The sequence below is a fragment of the Flavobacterium tiangeerense genome (assembly GCF_007830355.1).
Lineage (GTDB): Bacteria > Bacteroidota > Bacteroidia > Flavobacteriales > Flavobacteriaceae > Flavobacterium > Flavobacterium tiangeerense.
This window is the reverse complement of the sequence record NZ_VLKO01000007.1, coordinates 236,241-262,483: the sequence shown is the minus strand read 5'-3', so window position 1 is coordinate 262,483 and position 26,243 is coordinate 236,241. Positions and strand designations below refer to the sequence as shown.

Below are 26,243 nucleotides of genomic sequence, written 5' to 3'. Positions count from 1 at the left end.
CTTGGATTTTACACTAAATTGAGATCCTTTTTTATGATAATGATGGAACAAATAAAACATAAAACTGCCATAAGCTCAGAAGAAATTGACCGATGTATCGCTATTTTAGCGCAATTAAATACTGATACCGACCAAATATTTGACATTCCAAAAGAACAACGAACGGCTTTAATTAAAGCTGCAGGTCAATTTTCTCGCCCAGATCGTGATGAGTTTTCCCGACGTAAAAAAGATGGAAAATTAGTAGCCAAACGTAAAAAAGAAAAGCAAGATAGAACCGCAAGGAAAGAGACCGGAATCCGTCATGCTCGAGAAGCCAGTGTGTTTATGGCGCCCAAATTATTGGCGTACAATGATCTCGTAAACAAAGAACAATTGGAACTGGAAACGCCAAGAAATTGTTACGTATGTAAAACGGAGTTTACTAAAATGCACCATTTTTATGATACCATGTGTACGGATTGTGGAGATTTTAATTATGCTAAACGTTTCCAAACCGCCGATGTAAAGGGGCAAGTTGCTGTAATTACTGGTTCTCGCTTAAAAATAGGCTATCACATTACGTTGATGCTTTTACGAGGAGGTGCAACCGTTATCGCTACCACTCGTTTTCCAGTTGATTCGGCTTTGCGTTTTTCTAAGGAAGACGATTTCATGGAGTGGGGACATCGTTTGAAAATTCACGGATTGGATTTACGACATATTCCGAGTGTGGAAATTTTCTGTAATTTCATAGAGCAAAAGTACGAGCGTTTGGATATTTTAATTAATAATGCAGCCCAAACCGTGAGACGTCCTGCAGGATTCTATGCGCATTTAATGGAAAACGAGGAGCGTTCCATCGCCTCTTTACCGCAACAAGCACAAGAATTATTACTGGATCATATCAATTGTTTGGATGAATTGAAAGTGTTGACTACTGGTTTTTCAACTAATGAAAATATGCCCGTAACTTGGCACGGACCAGAACCAGGAATTGGGTTGCGTGCTTCCGCCAAATTATCGCAGATTCCGTATTCGTTTGATAATGCTCTCGTGGCAAATGAAGTTTTTCCGGAAGGAGAACTCGATGCCGATTTACAGCAAGTAGATTTAAGAAAAACCAATAGTTGGCGCTTGCGCTTGGGACAAATAGAAACTACTGAAATGATTGAAGTGCAGTTGGTGAATTCCGTAGCGCCTTTTGTGTTATGTAACCGCCTCTCGGAAGTGATGAAGAAAGACAACACTGGAAAAAAACACATCATCAATGTTTCGGCTATGGAAGGGAAGTTCCATCGCTTTTTCAAGGAAGACAGACATCCGCATACAAACATGGCAAAAGCCGCTTTGAATATGCTGACACACACATCTTCTGGAACTTTGGCAAAAGCCGGAATTTTTATGAATGCAGTAGATACCGGTTGGGTCACCGATGAAGATCCGGCAGAATTAGCCAAAAGAAAACAGGAAGAAGAAGATTTTCAACCACCATTAGATATTGTGGATGGTGCTGCGCGGGTAATGGATCCGTTGTTTGACGGAATCAATACGGGAAAACATTGGTGTGGTAAGTTTTTGAAAGATTACAATCCGATTCCTTGGTAGATAGTGGTTTATGTATTTTTTTTTGAATGGTCTATAGAAATAGACCATTCATCGATAGTTACTCCATCCTATATCTAAATATTTATTTTCCTGTAGCATATTGAATTAATTTTACAATGTTGATTATTTAAAAGGAAATAGATATGATTAAAATTTTACATTGTCAAGGACCAAGAGCATTTTTGTTTTTTTTACTATTTTTAACCACTACATCAGGTGCACAAGACATACCCTTTAATTGTGATTTCAATGCGTATTTGATCCAAAATAATGATGTGTTTGCTATTGATTTGGCTTCGGGAAATTCTATTTCAGTTGCTCAAAATATCACAGCTGGAAATATCAATGGTGCAGGTTATAATGCTAAAGATGGATATATTTGGGGTTATTTAACTTCTCCATCTAAATCTATTGTAAGAATAGGGAAGAATTTCAATACTACTATTTATACCATTCCTGCTTTGCCTGACGGGAGTAGATATGTGGGTGATGTGAGTGCTGAAGGAATTTATTTTTTTAAATCAGGAGGTAGCACGTATTACAAAATAGATTTAGATCCAGCCTCACCATCTTATTTACAGTATTTAGGTTCTTTTGAATTGTCACAAAGTATTAATGTTCACGATTGGGCTTTTAATGCAGCAGATGGAAATTTGTACACCGTTGAACAAGCTACTAATATTCTCTACAGAGTTAATCCATTAAATGGAGTAGTTACTAATCTAGGAGTTGTGCCTGTATTGTTAGGTAATAACTATACTTATGGGGCCGTGTATTTTGATTTAGCAGGTAGTTTTTACGTATCTGCCAATCAAACAGGAACTGTTTATGTGGTTCGTGATGTGAAGGATTTGAATGGTTTAATTGGGATGAACTCAAATTTATTTGCCTTTGGTCCGTCAAGTTCTAGCAATGATGGAGCACGTTGTCCTACAGCGCCTGTTCCTCAAGAAATTTGTGATAATGGGATTGATGATGATGGCGATAATTTAATTGATTGTGATGATCCATCTTGTTCAGGATATGCTACTTGTCCTGTGTTTGAAGCTTCTATCTCAGGAGCTAATGAGGGCGGTCTAGAGAGTAACAATAGATTATCAGAACAAATTAACAAACGAAATTTTAATAGAGTAAAAACAGCGTACAAGTTTGATGTTGCCACAGCAAGAAAAGTAACAAAACCAAGTTTATATTCTAGAAAAGCATCGGGTACAGTACTTAAAGATTTTATTCCATTTGGAATCATTAACGAGCAATCAGTTGTAGAATCTACACCTACAGATTTACTTTCTATTACCAATGCATCCGAAGTATACTCAGTAGATTATATAAAAAACAATAAAACAATTGCTTCTATTTTGGCTTTGAAAACAGATAATGGCGTTTATGAGCATACTAAATTTATTTGTGATCGTTTATTAGGTGCGCAAATTATATCAGTTTCAACTATTGAAATTAACGAGCAGCCTTTTATCAAAACCATCATAAAAAATGCAGATAATAGTATTGAATATGTATTGAGTTTCTCTGCTAAGAAAGTAAATGCAGATGCGAATTATGCGCTAGAAAGTCATTGGAATCTTGATAAATATCAAAAAAATATTAGTTTCTATAATTTTCAAATTTGGACAAACTCAATAGATGATTTGTTCAAAATAGGGCAAGAGGTTGTGAGTTTAATTCAAAAGCAAAAACCAATTTCTGGATATAGTTTGTCTGAGCCACCAACAGTTTTTGTTAAAAAAGGAAGATATGTTAATGGAAACTTAGAATTGCAAATTATAAATACAAATGCTACAAGCACCGTAACTTTTGACGGAGGTTTGAGAAAAACAGAAACTAGTACTGAGCAAAAAATGAACAGTACAATTGATTTGAATAAAAAATATGTAACGGATATTGTGGTGCCAACGGGTAATTTGTTTGACATTGGATTTAGAATAGGAGATGGAGTTGCCACTCCAGATGATTTATTCTTATCTGATGGGCCTTGGGGAATTGACGCTCCAGCTAGTACAACAACTGTTACTAATTATAATGTAGGCGTAAATACACGAGAGTATGATGCTGGAAGTTTTCCTGTAGAGCGCAATATAAGCCTTATAGCTACCACAACAGATTATGTGGCTGCATACAGAGCCCTAACACCAAGGTTTAAAGCAGTAGATTTGTCAACCTACAAAAGTTTACATTTGCGTGGCAAAGGGACAGGTATTCTAGAAATAGTTTTTATTAAAAATAGTATTTCAAACTGGGAACAACAGTACAAAGCAACAATTACTCTTACAGGAGATTTACAGGATTTTGCCATACCATTTACAGCATTTGTTTCTAGTACAGGAAATCCGTTAGTGTTGAATGACATAAAAACAATTGTGTTTAAGATGACTGCTATTGATGGAAAACCAACAGTAAAAGAGATGGATTTACAAACCATTCAATTTTCTAAGAATCTCACATTAGACACAGCAGAATTTGATTTGGCATCACAAGGAACTAAAGTTTCAATATCGCCAAACCCAATAGATGATAATTCAAAACTGCGTTTTACAGCAACGGATGCAGAAAGAGTTGCAATTGAAATTTATAATATAAATGGAAAGTTAGTTTCCACCATTTACCACGATACTCAAGTAGGAAATAATGAAGTTCAGATTGCTAAATCAATGTTGACTTCAGGTATCTATTTTAGTAAAATAATCAGCTCTACTTCAACCTACGAAGTTGTAAAAATAATTGTTAAGTGATTTTGTTAAATAGTTTTTAGTTAATTGTTTTTTTTTTAGTTAGTTAGTAAAATGGCTGTATTGTTGTACAGCCATTTTATTTTTAAAATTATTTTTGTTAGAGCATAATAACAAAAAGTTGCATGATGTAAATTAATCTTTTACTCTGAATCGCTTTAATTCTGCTAATGGTTCTATAGCGTTGTATCCTTTCCATATTTTAGGATCATATGATTTTATAGCTATAAGTTTGAATTCATTTTCAACAACTTTAGTAACATCAATATCTGTTACAAGGGAATGCGATAGATTTAAAAATTCAGTTTTAGTAGTAGCGTTTCCTTCAAATTTTATGTCTAATGATAGAATATCTTTGTCTTCTTTTGTGATTTCAATAAATTTCAAAGGTCGGTTTACATAAAAATAATTGCCATTTTCTTCAGAGGCATAGTGTAGGTAATAGTTCTTTTCATCTGATTTTTTTCGGTACATTAAAATTCCTTTGTTATTATTTTGGGCTACTTTAATACCTAAAAGCCATTTTAAATTTACATTGTTTAGTTTTTCTCCTTCATCAAGTTGGTATTCAGCTCTAAGAACGGCATAGTCAGACTCATTAATATAGAGTTTACCGGTGTATTTAGCTTTGCTTTTTTTTGGTGAAAATGTTAGTACAAATGCATAATCGTTATCTTCAGTAAAAATAGTTCCTTCAAATTTGTAACGGTACAAATCTGGATTATTTATAAAATCATGCTCAGAAGATGTGCCTAAATTATTGTTCTGGATGAATTGAGTTAAATTGTATTTGGTGGTTGTTAAGAGCGTACTTTTATCTGCTGATTTAGATTTTATTTTCTTTTTGTTGAAATCTTTTCTTAAAGAAATGGTATCTCGAGAACCGATGAGTCCACTTTTAATGCGGTAATACTTTGTAGAATCTAAGTGTTTTAGCATTGTTTTGATGCCTATTTGTTTCAACTCTTCTGATGAGGTTGCACTTCCTTCATTTTTGAGAACCGTTGCTTTGAGAACGTTCATTTTATGTGATTCAAATGACTTATTGTCTTTTTTAATAGTATTGGTATACAAATTACATAGCATGTCAGTATACTCTTTTGGAGGTGATGCAATTAAAGTGTTTGTAAAAGATTGAATATCATTGTTTACTTTTTTTAGTGCTTGTTTTGAAAAACCTGTGGATTGGTTTACATCAATTACAATTTCATTAGGATATGTCGCAGTTGATTTTCTCACAAATAACATGTCTCTTGTTGGACTGTTTTTACTACCGTAATTCACAGCTAAGTTAGCTTTTACTGTAGCCATGATTGCATAAGGATTGGGTTTTTCACCATTTACTTGTACATCATTTAATTCAAAAATTGTAGGAGTGAGTGCTATGATATAATCTAGTTTTGATAATTGACTTACTTTAACTTCAAGATTTTTATATCCTAGATAGGTAATGATTAATGTATTGTCATCTTGAAGGGTAGTTTCTGGAAGATTGAAAAAACCTTCAGCATTTGAGATTAAATGTTCTTTTTTGTCAATATTGATTGTGGCGTAGGGGATAACCTCTTTAGTTGTTGCATCAATTATTTTTACTGAAATATTTTGTGACCAAGAATATTGAAAAAACAAAATCGTACTCAATAAGAGCAGGTATGGTATAAATTTAGATTTTTTTTTGATGGGTGCGTTTGTAGATTTTACGTTCATTTGAGTTGATTTACAGATTGATGATTGAAATTGATTGTCAAATGTATACGTTATTTCAATACTCAAGTAGTGTAATTGTGCTAATTTTCTGTTAATGTATTCAAACGAAAAACCCCATCCCAAGTTACGATTATGAACTTGAGGTGGGGTTTGTTGTATTTTTTTGTGAGTATGATTGAAGGCGAAAAGTTGGATATTTGCGTAGTCTGAGGAAGAACTATTTCGTCTCCGAATTGAGGATGCTCCTTGTTGTGGGTAACGAATATAATGTTGCGCTATGCGTGTATTAGATCATTTTTAAATCCGCAACATCAGGTTTTAACTGCTAGTAGATGTGTTTATTATTTTGATAGGTGGTACATAATTCTATTGGCGGAATAATTTGTTAAAATCGTATTTTTTATTGTATAGCTTTAATAAATTTTTTCATTTCGTCCATTTTACCCACTGTAATTCTTGTCCATTTACCTTGCTCTTCATATATTCTTCCTCCTTCAATATTATTATCTTCTAATTGCTTGAAATAATCCTTGTTGTATTTTGCAAGTGAAAAATAGATAAAATTTGTGTTAGAGGAAATGCACTCACAGTTTAATTTTTGGAGTTCGTTAATGGTATATTGTCTTACATTTTCATTTAACGAGTAACAATTTGAAACAAATTTATCATCTTTCAACGAAGCTATAGCAGCAAGTTTTGATAAAACACTAACGCTATTATTTGTATTGGATTGCGAATTTGCCAGATTATCAATTATCGTTTTGTTCGCAATTGCATACCCAATTCGTGCTCCAGCCAAACCATAGATTTTGGAAAATGTTTTGACTATAATAATATTTTTGTGGTCATTTATGAGATTGCTAAGGGATTGCTGTTTAGTAAAGTCCAAATAGGCCTCATCAATTAATACAATTGTATTTTGTGAAATCTTGGTTACACATTCTACTAATGCTTCTCTTTCACAAATTGTTCCTGTTGGGTTATTTGGATTACAAATATAAACAAGTTTAGTATCTTGGTTTACGGCTTCCAACATAGCTTGTAAATTAATTTTCTTATCGGTTGTAAGTGGTACTTTGTTTTTAGTTAAACCTAAAGTATCTAAAGTAACTGTCCAATAATCATAGCTTGGGTCTGCAATTACATAATTACCTTTCTTTACTGACACAAATTTTGCAACCAAATCTAAAATTTCAGTTGAACCAGCACCCAACATTATGTTTTCGTCTTTAACAATATTCTTTTTTGCAAGATCAGAAATTATTTGTACTTCTATATCCCAATTATATCGATTACTAATATTCGAATTATCAACAAATGCTTTCCTTGCTAATGGAGATGGACCATAAGGGTTTTCATTTGAGCGTAAAAAAATTAAATTAGCATCATTCTCAAAACTATCAATTAAATTTTCAGATACAAGGGGAGAAGCAAATGAATTGAAGTTTGTAAGTCCAATACCAGCTATTCCAATTCCAATTTTTTTCAGCCAAAGTCTTCTGTCCGTTTCCATATTTCTTTTTCTTTAATTAGACATTTAAAAAATATTTTGTTACAATCGCAGATTTATAAAATTGCTACCAAAGTTGTTGTATTACAGTGGATTTGTCTCTCCAGCTATAGCGATCAGTCGAAGCAAGTCATCCAAGATACAAAAACACTTTTTCATCAAGTCTAATGCCCAGATCCTTAGTAGCGAATGTAGTTTCCGGGTTTTTCTTTTGAAATAATCATTAAGCCCGAAATTTTTCGCGTTCTGTCGGCAAAATCTAGCTTTCACGGTTCTACTGTCATGTGCAAGTTTCGGTTTTTGGTAATCTAAATAGATGCAAATTTAATTGTTGACTTGCGAATTATAACTCACATTTCAAAAGCTTTTTTTGATGCATGAAACCTGCAATATAGGCATCTGTAAACCCAGTTCCCATTTTTTTTGGTAATCTTGTTTCAAACTCAGCCAAATTACTCATGATGTTTTTACAGTTTGAAAAATGCTTTTTAACAACTTCTATAGCACTTTTTTGAACTTTTATTTTTTTTCTTATCCCACTTTCGCAAAACATACCAGCCTCGACAATAGTGCTAGTATTCTTGTCTACTATCCTATACTGATACCATAAATAGTATTCTGGAGCGTACGAAGGTTGAATAGCAGGTGGATAAAAGGCTAATAACAATATTTTATCGTCAGATTCTGCAACAACTTTGTATAGCATTAAGTCTTTATTTCTTTTTTCACTTTCTTTAAATGGTATGTAAGTTATGTCGCCTGTAACTAATTTTTCTATTTCATCTAATTCAATTCCTTTTTCAAACTGTATACCCTTTATGTCTGAAAAGTAGCAACGTAGTTTTCCAAAAGTAGAATGATGGTAGACTTCATTTCTTATTAGAATTTTAGTCCCGTCTTTTTTTATGACATAGTCATCTTGAGCTGACGCACACATTGAACACAAAAGAATGCTGGCAATAAATAATTTTTTCATTTTTTTATTTTAGTTTTTATAATTTTCTAAGCGTTGCAATTAATGCGATTACACTAATTATTAAGGTAAAAATATTTAGTAAATCAATTTGAGTATTCAAAATGCATAGCATAGAAATTTCTATATGGTCAATTTTTGCGCATTATGCCTAATTTATATTTAGATCTAATGAAATCAATGTAATCTTCTATAATGTGGTATCTTAGTCTGACAAAAATCAAAAAATAAATTTCTCAAAAATATATAAAATAAACTACAAAACACCGATCGGGCTTTTAATTCAATGTAATTTTTCTTACCAGTCAAAAATTGGTTTTATGCAAAAAAAATCCTCAACAAAATCAAAATTTAGTTGAGGATCTAATCCTAAATAGTAATAATGTTCCAAGTTGCAAAATGCAACTGAGTCCTAATTTTATCCTTCCATTTTGGCGCTTAATTCAAACCAACGTTCTTCTTTAAGTTCCATCTTTTGGATGAGGTTTTGCAATTCATTTCCTTTTTTCTCAATATCAGCATCAGTAATTTTTCCATCCGAAAAAAGTTGCTCAATAGCTACTTTTTGAATCTCTAAATCTTTGATTTCTCGTTCTATTTTCTGGAATTCTTTTTGCTCATTAAAAGTTAAATTTCCAGTTGGATTGTTTTGTTTCCAGTCTTTCTTTTCGGCTTTGTTTTCCTCTTTTTGAGCAACATCAGCACTGTCTTCATAGGCTCTAAAATCAGAGTAGTTTCCTGGAAAATCTTCCACAACACCGTTCCCTCTAAAAATGAATAAATGATCCACAATTTTGTCCATAAAGTATCTATCGTGAGAAACCACTAAAAGACATCCTGGATAATCTAGTAAAAAACTCTCTAATACATTAAGTGTTACAATATCCAAATCATTGGTAGGCTCATCCAGAATCAAGAAGTTTGGATTCTGAATCAAAACGGTACACAGATACAAACGTTTCAACTCACCACCGCTCAATCGGTCTACAAAGTCATATTGTTTTTTGGCATCAAATAAGAATCGTTCTAACAACTGTGATGCCGAAATCAATTTTCCTTTCATCAACGGAATAAATTCTCCGTATTCCTTAATGACATCTATAACGCGCTGTCCCGGTTTTGGGTTGATTCCGCTTTGCGTATAGTACCCTACTTTTATGGTTTCACCTACCACTACTTTTCCGCCATCAAGAGGCAAAGTACCGGTCAACAAATTCAAGAAAGTCGACTTTCCTGTTCCGTTTTTACCAATGATACCAATTCGTTCCCCACGTTGAAAATCAAAACTAAAGTTGTCCATAATCACATGGTCCTTGAATTTTTTAGAAATTTTGTGAAGCTCAATGATCTTGCTTCCCATGCGTTCCATGTTAATTTCAAGTTCTACTTTGTTTTCACGGCGTCTGCTTTGTGCTTTTTCCTTGATTTCATAAAAATCATCCTGACGCGATTTTGATTTGGTTGTTCTCGCTTTTGGCTGACGGCGCATCCATTCTAATTCTTTTACAAAAAGATTCTGTGCCTTATCAACACTTGAATTTTCAGAGGCAATGCGTTCCTCTTTTTTCTCTAAATAATACGAGTAATTTCCTTTGTATTGGTATAATTTCCCGTTGTCTAATTCTATGATTTCATTACACACACGCTCTAAGAAAAAACGGTCGTGTGTCACCATGAAAAGGGTAATATTTTCTTTGGCAAAGTAACTTTCGAGCCATTCAATCATTTCTAAATCCAAGTGATTCGTAGGTTCATCAAGAATTAACAAATCAGGACGATTAATCAAAATGATGGCCAGTGATAGACGCTTTTTTTGTCCACCCGAAAGGTTTTTTACTTTAAGCTTGAAATTTTCTAATTTCAATTTAAACAAAATTTGCTTGTATTGTGTTTCAAAATCCCAAGCATTATGCTGATCCATACCATCAAAAGCTTTTTGGTATGCCTCTTCGTCTTCGGGGTTTTCCAATGCTTTTTCGTAGGCTTCAATAACTTTTAAAGTTTCATTATCAGAAGCAAAAATGCTTTCTTCAATTGTCAATTCGTCTTGCAAATTATTGTTTTGGGACAAAAACGCCATTTTGATCCCTTTTCTAAGCACAACTTGGCCAGAATCTGCTTCTTCAAGACCATTGATAATGCTCATAATAGTGGTTTTTCCAGAACCGTTTTTGGCAATGAAAGCTATTTTTTGGTCTTTATTTATCCCGAAAGAAATGTCTTTAAACAAGGTTCTTTCTCCAAATGATTTCGATATGTTTTCTACTGAAAGGTAATTCACAAGTGTATTTTTTTGCAAAAGTACATTTTTAAATGCCCATTTACCAATTGTTTAATGCAATCCTATGGCTTAATGAAGTAATATTCTTTAATTAGATTGGTATTGTTGTCTCCTAAGTTTAGGAAGTGGCTGTTTCAATAGGAATTGTTTTTGAGAATGCTAATTGATCTAAACTTAATTATTGCTTGGTCATACAGTTATATTCTAAAATTAAAATAGTTTGTCGTTATTAAAAACCTTGGTAAAGAAACTCTTTTTGTGGAAAGAAATTTTTGCGAACAATTGTACTTGACAATTTACTAGAGGTTGAGGTACTCTAAAATATCTTTGTATATTTGAAATCAAACAGTCAATACATTACAATGAACATACCACATTCATCCTTACCCAGAGTGGTCATCATAGGTGGCGGATTTGCGGGAATAGCCTTGGCAAAAAAATTAAAGAATAAAAAAGTGCAAGTAGTATTACTGGACAAGCACAATTATCATACGTTTCAGCCCTTACTGTATCAAGTGGCTACTGGCGGATTAGAGGCAGGATCTATTGCTTACCCCATTCGAAAAGTGATTCAGGAATATGATGATTTTTATTTTAGATTGACCAATGTTCAGGAAATTGACACTAAAAATCAAAAAGTAATTGCCGAAATTGGGGAGTTAAACTATGATTATCTGGTTATTGCTACGGGTTCCAAAACGAATTATTTTGGAAATAAAGAAATAGAACGCAACAGTATGGCCATGAAAACCATACCGCAGTCACTCAATATTAGAAGTCTCATCTTAGAGAATTTTGAACAAGCGGTGCTTACTAAAGATGTTTCGGAACAAAACAGTCTCATCAATTTTGTTTTGGTAGGAGGAGGGCCAACAGGAGTAGAGCTTGCTGGTGCTCTTGCCGAAATGAAAAAAGCCATTCTCCAAAAAGATTATCCGGATTTGGATATTGCTAAAATGGAAATAAATTTAATTCAAAGCGGTGATCGAATTTTAAATACCATGAGCGAAGCATCATCGCAAGCTGCTGAGAAATTTCTAACAAGTTTAGGTGTTAAAATTTGGAAAAACGTTCGTGTGACCAATTATGATGGACGTACCATTACAACCAATTCTGATTTGACTTTTGATACCGCTACCGTAATATGGACCGCTGGTGTTCAAGGTGCATTAGTTGCCGGTTTAGATGGAAAATCATTGGTTGAAAAAGTAGCGCGTATAAAAGTCAATGAATACAGTCAGGTTCATGGCTACCAAAATATATTTGCTATTGGCGATATTGCTTCCATGGTATCAGTTGCCTATCCAGAAGGGCATCCCATGATGGCTCAACCTGCTTTGCAGCAAGGTGAAGTATTAGGTACTAATTTAATACAATTACTTAAAAAGGAACCCTTGGAAGCATTTGAATACAATGACAAAGGTTCTATGGCTACCATTGGCAGGAATAAAGCGGTGGTCGATTTGCCTAAATATCATTTTAATGGTGTCTTTGCATGGTTTGTTTGGATGTTTGTCCATTTGTTTTCGCTCATTGGTTTCAAGAACAAAGCCGTTGTATTCCTAAATTGGGTGTACAATTACATTCGTTTTGATCGTGAGGGAAGGCTCATTATTAGACCGTATAAAAAGAAAAGCTTTACTACGTTTACTAGTGACGAGGTGTAGGCTCATTTTTGACTTCAAAATATCTATAATAATTTAAAAATTCAAAAATGGGTTTTTATATCTTGTACTTGTTTGGCTATATTGGTAAGCAAGTCTAGACCTTGTTTTGCGAGATTCTGTAGGCAAATTTTTTTTGAATTCGAATAGAAAAGCTATTCATTAGACTCAAATTTTGTGGCTTCTATTGATGATAATTTAGTAGAATATTTAGCGGACAAATTTAGAAAATTTACTAGTCTGAATACTAGTAATGGCACTAGTTGTTGGGTTGAAGGCAGTGTTTAAAATTATTTATTACCGGTATATCTTGGACTGTCTTTAAAGACGGTCTTTTTTTTGATCAATTTTAATTTCTATTTATTTGTTAAGTAATGATAAAATATAATTCTACAAATTTGGAATCTCTATTGTTTAAAACAATTTCACCTTAGTTTTTTAGATTGTTATTAGCATTTATATTTAAGAATTTGGCTTTCGTATACAGTTTTTTTCATCGAAACTTTTGCGATTTTCATCAATTTGAAATAATATTTTAGTTTAATAAAAGTTTTTATGCTTTTTTTCAAGAATATAGAATTATTTTCATTTGAATAGTTATGCTTCATGTTTATGGTGTTTTTTATAATAATTCTAGTATTTTGAGCTGTATTTTTTATTGATCAGTGTTGATTATCTATTAGAATTGCTTTTAATCTACTTTTTATCATCTGATTAGTTAAATTTTAAAATATATTTTAGTTTTACAGTTTTAAATAAAATCGGTAACAAGATTTTAACGTAAATATAAAATACAAAGAGAAGTAATTGATATCTAGTTATGTTTTTTAGGACATTCGCAGCTTTATTGATGATTGAAATTAAACTCATGATTGTTTTCTATATCAAAAAATTATTATCATTTTTTTATAATTAAAAATTACTCTCAAAATTTGAATATACATTGTTAAAACAGCCGTATTCAATGACGAAAATGGAGATGGTTTTGCACAGGCAGGAGAGACTATTACCTACAGTTTTGCGGTAAGCAATACAGGAAACACGCCATTAAACAATGTAACGGTTACCGATGTTTTACCAGGTTTGATACTATCGGGTAATAGCATACCTTTATTGACAGTAGGAGTGACAAACAATACAGCCTATCAAGGAGTATATCGCTTGAAACAAGCCGACATCAACTTAGGAAGCGTAACCAACCAAGCAACTGCAACAGGAGTTACCCCTCTAGGAGTAGTAGTAAGTGATTTATCGGATGATTCTAGCGCTTTAAGTGATAGACCAACTGTACTTGCTATTCAAGGATGCGTGATCGAAGTGTTTAATGCAGTAGCGCCAAATGGAAATGGAGACAACAAAGTGTTCCTCATTAGAGGACTTGAATGTTACAGCGACAATACGGTAGAGATATACAACCGTTGGGGAGTTTTAGTATTTGAAAGAACAGGATACAACAATGATGATAGAGCCTTTAGAGGCGTTTCAGAAGGAAGAGTAACCATCAAACAATCCGAAGAGTTACCAGAAGGAACGTATTATTACATCTTGAGATATAAGGACAGTGCAGCCACTAGTTTTGAGAAAGCAGGATACTTATATATTAACCGATAATTGATAAATAAAGCTCATAAGTTTAAAAATGGAAGCAATATGAAGACAAAATTAGTAGTAGTAATGGTACTCTTACTCTCGGGTATAGTAAATGCCCAGCAAGATGCTCAGTTTACACAGTACATGTACAATTCGATCAATATAAATCCAGCCTATGCAGGTTCGCGTCAGTCCATGAACATCTTTGCCCTACACCGCACCCAGTGGGTAGGGCTAGATGGGGCACCAGTAACGAATACTGCCTCTATTAATACTCCTATCAATGATACTAAAGTAGGTTTAGGAGTGTCGATCATAAATGATAGGATAGGGCCATCTGATGAGAGCAATCTAGCAGTTGATTTTTCATACTACATCAATACCTCAGAAGACTTCAAACTCTCCTTTGGATTGAAAGCCTCAGCAAATCTTTTGAATGTCAATTTTGATAAATTGAATCAGTATGATCCTAATGATTATAGTTTTGAGAACAACATAGACAATAAGTTTTCACCTAATATTGGAGTGGGTCTTTATTTGTATTCTGATAAAAGCTATATCGGGCTTTCTGTGCCTAATTTACTTGAGACCCAGCATTTTGATAAATATGCAGGAGTAGGAGCCAATTCCTATATTGCACGAGAGCGCGTAAACTATTACTTAACAGCAGGTCACGTATTTGATTTAGATTATAATTTAAAGTTCAAACCCGCCATGATGACTAAGTTGGTTCAAGGTGCGCCCTTACAGGTAGATTTATCGGCTAACTTCTTGTTTAATGACAAGTTTACAGTAGGAGCTGCCTACCGCTGGAGTGCTGCATTGAGTGCCATGGTAGGCTTTCAGGTATCAGATTCTTGGTTTATTGGGTATGCATACGATATGGAAACCACACGATTGGCTAATTACAATTCTGGATCACATGAAATATTTCTTCGTTACGAAATATTCAACAGTTATAATAGAATTACATCACCTAGATTCTTTTAATTTAATATAATGTTATGAAATTAAGCGCCAAACATTTCGGATGCTGTGTATTTTTTTTAGTATCAACAGTAATGGGGTATACACAAAAAAAAGGAGTGGCAACCGCAGATAAAAACTTCGAAAATTATTCTTACGTTGATGCTATAGCTACTTATGAGAAAGTAGCAGATAAAGGGTATAAGGACGAGAAAATGTTTCAAAAGCTAGGAGACTCCTATTTTTTTATTGCTGATTTGATCAAGGCAGAGAAGTGGTACACTGCACTTTTTGATATGAATCCCACTCAAGAGCCAGAGTACTATTACAGATATTCTCAATCATTAAAAGCCGTAGGGAATTATGCTAAGGCCGATAAAATGTTAGAGCAATTCATAGCAAAATCAGCCACAGACCAGCGCGGGAAACTCTTTGCGAGTCAGCGCGATTACTTAAATGACATCAAGGAAAACTCAGGAAAATATGAAATTTTTGATGCCGGTATCAACTCCCCTTATTCTGATTACGGTAGTGCTTATTACAACAATACCTTACTTTTTGCCTCAGCACGAGATACAGGTGGAGTAGCAAAGAAAGTGTTCAAGTGGAACAATGAATCTTTTACCAACTTGTACAGTTCCCAGATCAGTACAGATGGTAGTGCGGGCAAGCCAGAGGTATTCAATAAAAACATCAACAGTAGATTTCATGAGTCAACTCCCGTTTTTACCAAAGATGGCCAAACGATGTACTTCACGCGTAATAATTATCTCAACGGGAAAAAGCAAAAAGACAGCAGACGAGTTATATTATTAAAACTTTACAAGGCCACAAACGAAAACGGAAAATGGGTCAATGTACAAGAGCTACCTTTTAATAGTAACGAATATAGTGTAGCGCATCCAGCGCTGAGTGTAGATGAGAAAACCTTGTATTTTGCATCAGACATGCCCGGTACCAAGGGATTATCAGATCTTTTTAAAGTAAGCATCAATGCTAATGATACTTACGGGACACCAGAGAATCTAGGATTGCCTATTAACACAGAGTCACGAGAAACCTTTCCGTATATCTCACCAGATAACAAGATGTATTTTGCCAGTGATGGACATCCTGGACTTGGAGGTTTAGATGTGTTTGTGATGGATTTGTCGTCAACAACTCCCGGCAGTACTATAAAAAACTTAGGAACACCTATAAACAGTACCCAAGATGATTTTTCATTTGTGATAGATGCAGAGAATAAAAAAGGATTTGTGACTTCCAATAGAGAGGGAGGATTAGGATCGGATGATATTTATAGATTCAATAAATTTCCTGTTCCTGTTTGTAATCAAGTACTTCAAGGAGTCATCAAGGATCAAGATACAGGTTTAGTCTTGTCCAATGCTAAGGTAAGTTTGTTTGACGCGAATTTTAATTTGATCCAAGAAATTACCACTCCATTATCAGGAGCCTACAGCTTTGAGGTAGAATGTGGTAAGGCGTATTATTTACGTGGAGAAAAGCCAGAGTATGAAACCAAAGAGAATAAAATTGTAATAGCAAAAGTATCTGGAGTAACGCAAGGCCCATTGGCCTTAGAGCCTCGAAAAAAAGTTGTTGATGTGGGTACAGATTTAGCTAAGACCTTGGATATTCCAATGCTTTATTTTGATTTAGACAAGTCATTTATTCGTAAGGATGCGGCTTTTGAGCTTGAAAAAGTATTAGCAGTGATGCAACAATACCCAAAGATGACCATCGACATTAGATCCCATACAGATTGCAGACAAACCGCAGCATACAACCAGGCACTATCTGACAGAAGAGCTAAATCAACTAAGGCATGGTTGGTAAAAAACGGTATAGCTGCTAGTAGATTAACCGCTAAAGGATACGGTGAATCACAACTTGTAAACGATTGTGGATGTGAACCTACGAACAAATCAAACTGTACAGAGGAGCAACACCAAGCCAATAGAAGAAGTGAGTTTATTATTGTATCTATGCAATAAATCTTCTCAAAATAATAAAAATCTAAAAAGGCTATCCAAGTTATATATGGATAGCCTTTTTTGTTATATCGTATTAGATAAATGAATGATGGAATAGGAGTCAATTCAATATAATACTAGTTGTTTCTGTCATATTTTATAGGGTATGTGTTTTACTGTAATTCACCATCAAATTCACAAACTTACTATAGCTTTCCATGCCGTCTTTTTGTTGATTGATCTTCAAGAATTGGTCATAGAAAGCATGAAAACCTTTGTCAATAAAGGTGTCGTATTGCTTCCAGAATTGCTCGCTTTCTTTGTAGTTTTTTAAAACACCGGGATGTATGGTTTTTATTAATTGTTTGTAAATGCCTTCATCTCGTATTTGCCAATTTCCCAGACAATAGCGTAAAGCCATACTGTAGCCAGAATATTGGATGTACGTATCTTCATTTTCAACAGAAGCGAGGAATCCAATAAAGTTACATTCACTTTCGCTAGCATAACCCATCTGGTGAGCCATCTCGTGATTTACAGTCATAGGAAAACCATACAGCGGTACGAGATCATTTACCTGAGCCTCATTTGTAAAAGGATTTAAATAACCTCCAAATCCCATGTAGGTCAAGGGTAGACTAAATAATGATTTTTTGGTACTTAGAGTGTTGAATTTAAAAAAAGAATGCTTTTTTGCAATGGCATGATAACCGTTCAAGCTCTTTTTAAAAATTTGTTCTTGTGTGTATGGAATGGAAACTTTTAAAGCTTTATTCGTAGTAATGGTATATTGAAGGGCATTTGTTTTTGAAATAATCATTTTTGTAAAAACAAGTAAGTCAGCATCCGTGTACTCATTTTTAATATTCATTTTTTCAAAAAGTGGTTCACGGTAGTAGTTGAGTGCCCAGAGTGCATGAAATAAAAAGTAAAGAACAGATGTAAAACTTAGGATCCTTAAAAGTGTGTTTTTCCATTGGGATCTCCAAGTTTTTCGGTTGTTCCAAAACCATCTCAAAACGCAAAGAATCAAAATAAAATAAAGACAATCACCAATTGAAAAAGGAATCCTTCCTAAAATTGTACGCAAGAACTGAGATAATACAGGAAACATGCCATTACTGTACCAGCGCTCTATTTGTTCTGGATAAAAAGGAGCAATTTGGAGCAATATAATTTGGATGAAGAAAAAAATCGGGAGAAAATATTTTGTTTTCAAGATAAAAAATTTGAGTTGTAAATATAATTACAATATTAATTAGTGCCTATTGGAATTTAAACTTTGTAACTTTGTATTGTAAAATTAAAACATCAATTACTAATATGAGTCAAGAAATAAGAAATCTAGAGCCAAAAGCACTTTGGAATAAGTTTGCGGATTTAAATGCGGTGCCAAGGCCTTCTAAGAAAGAGGATCGCGTGATTGCTTTCATGAAAAATTTTAGCGAAAGCCTAGGACTTGAAACTTTTGAAGATGAAATTCGAAATGTAATCATAAGAAAACCGGCTACTCCAGGTATGGAAAACCGTAAAGCAATTGTGCTTCAGGGACATTTAGACATGGTGCATCAAAAAAATGGAGAAACTGTTTTTGATTTTGATACACAAGGAATAGACATGTATGTTGATGGTGACTGGGTTCGTGCGCAAGGTACAACTTTAGGTGCTGACAACGGTTTAGGAGTTGCAGCTATCATGGCTGTTCTAGAAAGTAAAGACATTCCTCATCCTGCTATTGAGGCCTTGTTTACTATAGATGAAGAAACCGGAATGACTGGAGCTCTTAACTTAAAAGGTGGTGTTTTACAGGGTCAAATATTACTGAATTTAGATACGGAAGAAGACGATGAAATTGATATCGGTTGTGCTGGTGGAATAGATGTTACAGCTACTGCAGAATATGATGAAGAGGAAACTCCTGAAGGTTCTGTGGGGTATACCATTACCGTGAAAGGCTTGCAAGGAGGTCATTCTGGGATGGATATTCATAAAGGTTTGGGCAATGCCAATAAAATAATGAACCGTTTATTGTTTGATGGTTTTGATAATTTTGGGTTGCAAATCTCCGAAATAAAAGGAGGAAGTTTACGCAATGCAATTCCAAGAGAAAGTGTAGCGAAAGTAATCATTGCCGAGGTGTATGATGAAGCATTTGTGTTTGACATGCAGCAAATTGTAAACGAAATAAAAACCGAACTAAAAACTACGGAGCCTAATCTAGAAGTTGTTTTTGAAAAATTAGAAACAACACCTGCTAAGGTTATGCCGTCAATTGCTCAGTTTTATTTTGTGAGAGCCATGTATACCGCTCATAACGGAGTGTACAGCATGAGCGCTGATTTTGAAAATCTAGTTGAAACTTCAAATAATATTGCAAAAGTAGTTTTAGGAGATGGGCAACTTTCGGTACAATGTTTAACACGATCTTCTGTAGAGACTTCAAAATTTGATTTGGCAAATGGGTTGCGATCAGCTTTTGAATTAATGGGTTGCGAAGTTGAATTTTCAGGTTCCTATCCTGGATGGACTCCAAATTCTAAATCGGAAATTTTAGATGTTTTAGTTCCTCTTTATGAAAAGCAAAACGGTGAAAAACCTAGAGTGGTTGCTTGTCATGCGGGACTTGAATGCGGTATTTTAGGAACAAATTATCCTGAGATGGATATGATATCTTTTGGCCCAACTATTCATGGTGCTCATTCACCTGATGAGAGAGCTAGTATTTCGTCATCACAAAAATTCTGGAAATTTTTTGTAGAAATTTTAGCAAATATTCCAGTTAAATAATCTTAGTATTCAGGAACAGTCTCAGTATTCAGTTTAAAAGAACTGCAAACTGAGACTGTAAACTGAGTATTAATCTCTTTTAGGAGCATTTTTCTTTTCTCTTTTTTCTTCTTTCTTTTCTTTAGCGGTTTTTAAAGGCTCTTTTTTCGCAGTCTTTTTCGCATCCTGACTTTTTGCCATGATAATATATTTAGTGGTTAATATACAATTTAGTAAATGTATGTATTATTTTGATTTATTACCTATTTAATTAAAAAATCCCCAATTTTTTTGAATTGAGGATTGATTTGTATTATTTAAGAAATGTTGAAATTTATTTTTTCTTCAAGATCTTATATTCTTCATAACAGCCACTAATAGCATCCATTATTTGTAGATCGTTAGCCGTTTTAATAAATGATTCAGAGTAATTACAACGTTGTAAAATTTCAGGGATTTCATCTTTGTCAATGCCTAAAAGTACAGCAATAGTTTCTCTATCATATTTTGATTCTAATAATTTTCGTACCGTGTCATCCTTTTTCATTTCTTTTAACTTCTTCAACTCTTTTGGATTTTTACCAAAAAAATTATAGAGCATATCAGCTGGATTGAATATGGAACCCAAAACTTTTCCAAAAGCATTTGGAGAGTACTGTCCTGCTTCATATCCTTGTGTTAATCCAGAAATACTATAGCGGTAATTCTCTCTTACGGGGATAATTTTTGTATCTACTTCAAGATAGCCTGTTAGGTTAAAGGGTCTAATGATAACCTCTTCAAGCGCAATGGCTTTCTCTGTAAGTTGAATTTTTGTACTTCGGTTTTTGATCCAGTCATTTGTGACGCGCACACGCAAGGATTGGAAACCTAAACTCGTTATGTGCAATGTATCATTAACTTGAACATCAATCTCAAAATGTCCGCTTTCATCAGTTGTGGCACCACGCACTTTGTTGATGTTGATGATATTTACACTTGATAAAGGTTGTTTAGTTGTATTACTAAGAATAATTCCATCTACTTTTTGAGAAGGTTCTTTGACTTGAGATTGTGCTGTAATTGAGAATACAGTAAATAAAAAAACTACAAAATATTTCATACTCTAATTTAAGACTTTAAAAGTAATAAATCAGGATTAAATATTTTGTAGTTCCAGTATAATTATAAGAATATTAACTAAACTTTAGTCTCTTCTTGGTCTTCTTGGTCTTGGTGCATCACCAAAGCTTTCAGAACGTCTAGGTGCTCTATCAGATGATCCTTCAGTTCTAGGTCGGTCAGATGAAAAACCACCTTCTCTTCTTGGAGCTGCTCCTCTGTCGCTTCTAAAACCACCTTCTCTTGGCGCTGAACTTCTATCGCTTCTAAATCCGCCAGAACCTTCTCTTCTTGGAGCAAAACTTCCTTCTCTTCTAGGAGCTGAACTTCTTCCGCCACCAAAACCTCCACCAGAACTTCTTCCGTTGTGGTCACGTCTTCCGCCACCGTCATTTTTAGAAATCTCAACATTGATTCTGCGTCCTTCTAATTGAACGTTATTCAATATTTCCATTACTTTATCAGTATGCTCAGGATCAGTATTAAAGAAAGAGAAACCTTCTTTTACGTCTACTTTGAAAACGTCATCACGACCTAAGTCTAATGTCTCTTTCAAGTAATCTTTAAGTGACATCCAATCAAAGTTGTCTCTAGAACCAATGTTTACAAAATAACGAGTTGCTCCGCCATTATTGTTTTCTCTTGGAGCACCATCTCTATCATCACTTCTTTCACGTCTTTCACCTGATTGAGTTGAAATGTCTCTGTTTTTCTTGTAGTAATTGATAAAACGGTTGAATTCTACCGATACCATTTTCTTGATTAATTCTTCTTTCGATAAATCTTCAAGAACGCTATTAATTGCAGGAAGGTATGTATCAATTTCGTGATCAACCTCTGTATCTTTAATTTTGTTGGCTAAGTGCAGTAATTGAATCTCGCAAATTTCGATTCCAGATGGAATTGATTTTTCTTCAAATTTTTGCTTGATGATTCTTTCAATAGATGAAATTTTACGCAATTCGCTTTTAGTAACAATTACAATCGAAGTTCCTAAACGACCTGCACGACCAGTACGACCAGAACGGTGGTTGTATGTTTCAATTTCGTCAGGTAATTGGTAGTTTACTACGTGAGTAATGTTATCCACATCAATACCACGAGCAGCTACATCAGTAGCAACAAGCATTTGTATTTGACGACCACGGAATGATTTCATAACTCCATCACGTTGTGCTTGTGATAAATCACCGTGTAATGCAGCAGCACTGTATCCGTCTTCAATTAATTTTTCGGCTACAGCTTGTGTATCTCTTTTGGTACGACAAAAAACTACAGAGAAAATATCTGGGTTTGAATCTGCCAAACGTTTCAAAGCTTCGTAACGGTCACGTGCATTTACCAGGTAAAATTCGTGAGAAACGGTAGCAGAACCTGAGTTTTTAGCTCCAACTGTAATTTCAATAGGATCAGTCATGAATTGTTTTCCAATACGTGCTACTTCAGCAGGCATTGTTGCAGAAAACAACCATGTGTTTTTGTCGTCTGGTGTAGTTGAAAGGATGTTTACGATATCTTCGTAGAAACCCATATTCAACATTTCGTCAGCTTCGTCAAGAATACAATAGTTAATTCCAGTAATGTTTACTAGACCTCTATTAATCATATCTTGCATTCTTCCTGGAGTTGCTACAATAATTTGTGCTCCTCTTTTAATGTCTCTCGCTTGTTCTGTGATGCTAGCTCCTCCGTAAACGGCTACTACATTAATACCTTTTTCGTATTTAGAGTAGTTTTTAAGTTCGTTGGTAATCTGCAAACACAATTCGCGTGTTGGAGATAAAATTAATGCTTGTGTGTTTCTGTTGTTAGCATCAATTTTTTGGATAACTGGAAAACCAAAAGCTGCCGTTTTCCCTGTCCCTGTCTGAGCCAACGCCACCATATCTGTATCTTTTTCCAATAATAGGGGAATCGCTTTCTCCTGTACTTCGCTCGGATTTTCAAATCCTAGATCTAAAACCGCCTTCAGTAACGATTCACTCAATCCTAATTGTTCAAATTTGTTCATATGTATTTTTAAAATAGGGTGCAAAATTACTCTAAATTATTCATATAAACTAATGCTATTTCAAGATTTAATGATTTATTATAATTTGATTATCAGAAAGTTATGATTTGTTGTTCAATTTTGGATTATTTTTGATACAAAAAATATAGCTTTGCAACTATGTTTTTCAAGTAAATTTTTATTGTTTTTGCTTAACTTTTGTTTTTTAGATGCGCTAATAGTTGTTTTGTTGCCTTACCTCTATGGCTAATTTCATTTTTTAGTTCTAATGGTAGTTGAGCAAAAGTTTCAATATATCCCTCTGGTTGGAATATGGGATCGTAACCAAAACCTTGATTGCCAATTTTTTCTAACGTAATTTCACCTTTGGCAATACCAGTAAATAAATGTTGTTCGCCGTTTAAATTTAAAGCTATTACGGTTTTAAATTGTGCTGCTCTAGTTTCTTTATCTGTTAAATTTTTTAATAAGAGATTCATATTGTCTTCAGGATTACGTTGCTCACCGGCATATCTGGCGCTGTAAACTCCGGGCGCTCCATCAAGTGCTAGTACCTCAAGACCTGTATCATCTGCAAAACAGTCGTAGCCGTATTTTTGAGTTACATAATTTGCTTTTAAAATGGCATTTCCTTCAATTGTTGATGCTGTTTCTGGAATTTCTTCATGGCATCCTATGCTTTCAAGGCTCAATATTGTTACGCTTTCTGGAAGCATGCTTTGAAGTTCTATAATTTTATTTTTGTTGTTAGAAGCGAAAACTATTTTCATGATTTTAGTTAAGAATTTTAAATGTACTTTTTTAATTAAAAACTCGAGTCAAATTATCCGGGAAATACAAATCAGATAATTTGGTAAACTCATCACCACGCATAAAAATGCTACTGTCAACATCTTGAAAACTAGATTTTCCTGACGCTGCCAAAAGTTCGTTTGCAGCATGTAACGTATTGTGATGAAAATGATAAACCCTTTCAGACTTATCGGTTACCACTAATCCTTTCATGAGCATTTTATCCTGAGTGGCTACTCCTGTTGGACAAGTATTATTGTTGCATTTCAAGGCTTGAATACATCCTAGTGAGAACATAAATCCTCTAGCTGTATTGCAAATGTCTGCTCCCATGGCAATGGCTCTTAAAATGGCATGACCAGTTATTATTTTACCGCTAGAGATAATTTTTATTTTATCTTTTATGTTGAACTGGGTCAATGTTTTGTTTACAAAAATAAGCGCTGGTTCTAATGGCATGCCTACTCCGTCAGAAAATTCTAGTGGTGCAGCACCCGTTCCGCCTTCTGCACCATCAACCGTTATAAAGTCTGGAAAACAATTTTGTGCTATCATTTTTTGACAAATAGCTTCAAATTCTTCGGTTATTCCAATGCACAGTTTAAATCCAATGGGTTTTCCATTTGATGCCGTTCTCAGTGTTTGTATGAATTGTATCAAACCACTAGCATCATGAAAAGCAGAGTGGCTCGGTGGTGATAGAATAGTAGTATGCGGTTCTACGCCTCGTATCTTAGCTATTAATGGGGTGTTTTTACTTGCAGGAAGTACTCCGCCATGACCGGGCTTAGCACCTTGTGATAGTTTGATTTCTATCATTTTTACAGATGGGAGATTTGCTTTTTCTGTAAATTTTTGAACATCAAATGCTCCATGCTTATCTCTACATCCAAAATATCCAGTTCCTATTTGCCAAACAATTGCTCCGCCTTGAAGATGGAATTCCGTTAAACCTCCTTCGCCTGTGTTATGATAAAAGTCGCCTTTCTTTGCGCCATTATTAAGTGCAATGATTGCGTTCTCGCTTAAAGAACCAAAACTCATCGCGGATATATTGAGTAAAGAAGCTGAGTATGGTTGTTTGCAATCTGGTCCTCCTACAACTACTCGGGGTAGCTCTTCATTGACTTTTACAGGAAATATGGAGTGCTTGATGCCTTCGTAATCGGGTTGGTTAAGATGTAATTGTGTTCCAAAAGCCGTTGTAGCGCTTAAGTTTTTTGCTCTTTGGTAGACTAATGACCTTTCATTTCTTGAAAAAGGCTTGCCATCTGTATTTCTTTCTATGAAATATTGTTGGATTTCGGGAGCTATGTTTTCAAATAAATATCTAAAGTATCCTAAAACAGGAAAGTTTCTTAATATGGTATGCTTGGTTTGTACGCTGTTGTAAACTCCAATAATTAGTATTAATAATAAAATGAAACTAAGGAAGTATGCTTTTTGAAAATAGATGTTTATGATCACGCTTACTAACAAAGAAAGGAAACCAAAAAGGAAAAATTTTGTTCTCATATATTAAATTTCAATTTGAAAATGGCTTTGTATTCAAAATGGATAAGTTCTTGTTAAAAATGTTTTTAATTTTGGAAACCAAAAGTAGAAGAGATGTTAGCTAAATCGCAATCGTACATAAACGTGTTTGATTCCTTTTTTATCTGAGTCGCGCTCATCTATTTCAAGAATATCTGTCAAGGATTTCAACATCGGAGTTAGTTTTGAAAAACCATAATTCCTTGGGTCAAACTCGGGTTTCTTTTTTACAATTAAATTTCCAACATCACCTAGAAACGCCCATCCGCTATCATCACCAATATCTTCAATGGTAGATTCAATTAATTCTATAGTTTGCAGGTCTACTTTATTTAAGCTTTTAGGAGATGGTTTTTTAGGATCTGTTGCTGTTCTTTTTGGTTCTTTCTTTTTGATTGCTCCGTCCAAGACTTCAATGTATACAAATCGGTCACAAGCTACAATGAATGAATTGGGTGTTTTTTGTTCGCCTATTCCTATGACCTTCATTCCAGATTCTCGCAATCGAATGGCAAGTCTTGTGAAATCAGAGTCGCTGGATACAATACAAAAACCATCTACTTTATCAGAATAGAGTAAATCCATGGCATCAATAATCATGGCTGAATCTGAGGAATTTTTGCCTACTGTATAACTGTATTGTTGTATAGGAGTAATGGCATGTTCTAATAATACACTTTTCCAACCGCTAGCATTTGGTTTTGTCCAATCGGCATAGATGCGTTTTGTAGTAGGCGTACCAAACTTAGCAATCTCTTCCATCATTCCTTTTACATTACTGTAGGGAACGTTGTCAGCATCAATAAGTACCGCTAGTTTTAATTCCTTTGTATTGTTAGACATAAATTTAAATTTATTTTAGTAAGTCAAATATACAAAGTTTATTGTGTTATGGTTGGAATGTTTAGTATTTGATTTGTTTAAAAATGCACTATAAAAAGGGATTCCTAGAATTTTAGTATCATTATGTTTGAATTTTGGCGTTTGAAATATCTTAATTTTCGTAGGATTAGATTGCTTGAAAAATAAATTTACTTTCAAG

The 26,243-nt window shown here is 34.2% G+C and carries 17 protein-coding genes; 7 read left to right on the top strand and 10 right to left on the bottom strand.

Annotated features, from left to right (window positions below):
- The first annotated feature begins 39 nt into the window (after positions 1 to 39).
- Both IQ05_RS09935 and IQ05_RS09930 read left to right on the top strand, forming a co-directional pair.
- Complete coding sequence (locus tag IQ05_RS09935; protein ID WP_394345202.1) at positions 40 to 1,587, top strand: SDR family NAD(P)-dependent oxidoreductase; 1,548 nt, start codon at positions 40 to 42, stop codon at positions 1,585 to 1,587.
- A gap of 143 nt (positions 1,588 to 1,730) precedes the next feature.
- A complete protein-coding gene (locus IQ05_RS09930; RefSeq protein ID WP_144892511.1) occupies positions 1,731 to 4,334 on the top strand; it encodes a T9SS type A sorting domain-containing protein in 2,604 nt (867 codons plus the stop codon).
- 132 nt (positions 4,335 to 4,466) lie between these two features.
- On the opposite strand, the gene IQ05_RS09925 is transcribed toward IQ05_RS09930, so the two are convergent.
- The 4 genes from IQ05_RS09925 to IQ05_RS09910 all read right to left on the bottom strand — a co-directional run bounded on the left by IQ05_RS09925 (position 4,467) and on the right by IQ05_RS09910 (position 10,802).
- Positions 4,467 to 6,104 carry a carboxypeptidase-like regulatory domain-containing protein gene (locus tag IQ05_RS09925; protein ID WP_244289558.1) on the bottom strand — a complete coding sequence of 546 codons (1,638 nt, stop codon included), beginning with the start codon at positions 6,102 to 6,104 and terminating at the stop codon, positions 4,467 to 4,469.
- A 334-nt stretch (positions 6,105 to 6,438) separates the two neighbouring features.
- Entirely contained in the window at positions 6,439 to 7,551 is a 1,113-nt protein-coding gene (locus IQ05_RS09920) for a pyridoxal phosphate-dependent aminotransferase (protein ID WP_144892508.1), read from the bottom strand.
- 340 nt (positions 7,552 to 7,891) lie between these two features.
- Positions 7,892 to 8,524 carry a hypothetical protein gene (locus IQ05_RS09915; RefSeq protein ID WP_144892506.1) on the bottom strand — a complete coding sequence of 211 codons (633 nt, stop codon included), beginning with the start codon at positions 8,522 to 8,524 and terminating at the stop codon, positions 7,892 to 7,894.
- Positions 8,525 to 8,939: 415 nt separating this feature from the next.
- Complete coding sequence (locus IQ05_RS09910; protein ID WP_086455173.1) at positions 8,940 to 10,802, bottom strand: ABC-F family ATP-binding cassette domain-containing protein; 1,863 nt, start codon at positions 10,800 to 10,802, stop codon at positions 8,940 to 8,942.
- A gap of 362 nt (positions 10,803 to 11,164) precedes the next feature.
- Between IQ05_RS09910 and IQ05_RS09905 the strand changes: the two genes are divergently transcribed.
- From IQ05_RS09905 to IQ05_RS09890, 4 genes are all read left to right on the top strand, one after another.
- Positions 11,165 to 12,469, top strand: coding sequence for an NAD(P)/FAD-dependent oxidoreductase (locus tag IQ05_RS09905; RefSeq protein ID WP_144892503.1), 1,305 nt, complete (start codon positions 11,165 to 11,167; stop codon positions 12,467 to 12,469).
- 933 nt (positions 12,470 to 13,402) lie between these two features.
- Positions 13,403 to 14,077 (top strand): T9SS type B sorting domain-containing protein, encoded by a 675-nt coding sequence (locus IQ05_RS09900; protein ID WP_449404242.1) that lies wholly within the window; start codon positions 13,403 to 13,405, stop codon positions 14,075 to 14,077.
- A gap of 39 nt (positions 14,078 to 14,116) precedes the next feature.
- A complete protein-coding gene (locus IQ05_RS09895) occupies positions 14,117 to 15,046 on the top strand; it encodes a PorP/SprF family type IX secretion system membrane protein (RefSeq protein WP_144892499.1) in 930 nt (309 codons plus the stop codon).
- Between the two features lie 71 nt (positions 15,047 to 15,117).
- Positions 15,118 to 17,019 carry an OmpA family protein gene (locus tag IQ05_RS09890; RefSeq protein ID WP_144892497.1) on the top strand — a complete coding sequence of 634 codons (1,902 nt, stop codon included), beginning with the start codon at positions 15,118 to 15,120 and terminating at the stop codon, positions 17,017 to 17,019.
- A gap of 136 nt (positions 17,020 to 17,155) precedes the next feature.
- Here IQ05_RS09890 and IQ05_RS09885 read toward each other — a convergent pair whose 3' ends face one another.
- Positions 17,156 to 18,217 carry a DUF3810 domain-containing protein gene (locus IQ05_RS09885; RefSeq protein ID WP_144892495.1) on the bottom strand — a complete coding sequence of 354 codons (1,062 nt, stop codon included), beginning with the start codon at positions 18,215 to 18,217 and terminating at the stop codon, positions 17,156 to 17,158.
- 104 nt (positions 18,218 to 18,321) lie between these two features.
- On the opposite strand from IQ05_RS09885, the gene IQ05_RS09880 reads away from it, so the two are divergent.
- Complete coding sequence (locus tag IQ05_RS09880; protein ID WP_144892493.1) at positions 18,322 to 19,785, top strand: aminoacyl-histidine dipeptidase; 1,464 nt, start codon at positions 18,322 to 18,324, stop codon at positions 19,783 to 19,785.
- A 313-nt stretch (positions 19,786 to 20,098) separates the two neighbouring features.
- On the opposite strand, the gene IQ05_RS09870 is transcribed toward IQ05_RS09880, so the two are convergent.
- From IQ05_RS09870 to IQ05_RS09850, 5 genes are all read right to left on the bottom strand, one after another.
- On the bottom strand, positions 20,099 to 20,866 hold the full coding sequence (locus IQ05_RS09870) for a carboxypeptidase-like regulatory domain-containing protein (RefSeq protein ID WP_144892491.1): 768 nt from the start codon (positions 20,864 to 20,866) through the stop codon (positions 20,099 to 20,101).
- Positions 20,867 to 20,950: 84 nt separating this feature from the next.
- Positions 20,951 to 22,876, bottom strand: a complete 1,926-nt coding sequence (locus IQ05_RS09865; RefSeq protein ID WP_144892489.1) for a DEAD/DEAH box helicase — start codon at positions 22,874 to 22,876, stop codon at positions 20,951 to 20,953.
- A 191-nt stretch (positions 22,877 to 23,067) separates the two neighbouring features.
- Positions 23,068 to 23,646: a non-canonical purine NTP diphosphatase gene (locus IQ05_RS09860; RefSeq protein WP_144892487.1), complete on the bottom strand. Its 579-nt coding sequence runs from the start codon at positions 23,644 to 23,646 to the stop codon at positions 23,068 to 23,070.
- Positions 23,647 to 23,677: 31 nt separating this feature from the next.
- Entirely contained in the window at positions 23,678 to 25,183 is a 1,506-nt protein-coding gene (locus IQ05_RS09855) for an FMN-binding glutamate synthase family protein (RefSeq protein ID WP_144892485.1), read from the bottom strand.
- A 96-nt stretch (positions 25,184 to 25,279) separates the two neighbouring features.
- Positions 25,280 to 26,044 (bottom strand): NYN domain-containing protein, encoded by a 765-nt coding sequence (locus IQ05_RS09850; protein WP_086454205.1) that lies wholly within the window; start codon positions 26,042 to 26,044, stop codon positions 25,280 to 25,282.
- Between the last annotated feature and the right edge of the window lie 199 nt (positions 26,045 to 26,243).